The sequence below is a fragment of the Oribacterium sp. oral taxon 078 str. F0263 genome, from assembly GCF_000469565.1.
Lineage (GTDB): Bacteria > Bacillota > Clostridia > Lachnospirales > Lachnospiraceae > Oribacterium.
In genome coordinates this window covers 69,753-69,990 of record NZ_KI273116.1, presented here as the reverse complement: position 1 = coordinate 69,990, position 238 = coordinate 69,753, and positions in this window count along the sequence as shown.

Here is a 238-nt window from a genome sequence, read left to right as displayed (position 1 = left end):
AGAACCGATATCCCCGAAGGGGACGGAAACCTTTGTATAATCCTCTACAATGAGCTTCCCTTTATTAGAAGAACCGATATCCCCGAAGGGGACGGAAACCTTGTCCCTGTGGTGAGATAATCTGCCAAGCCCCAATTAGAAGAACCGATATCCCCGAAGGGGACGGAAACCTTTTCCAATGATACCGTTATCCGCGGTATATCCTGATTAGAAGAACCGATATCCCCGAAGGGGACGG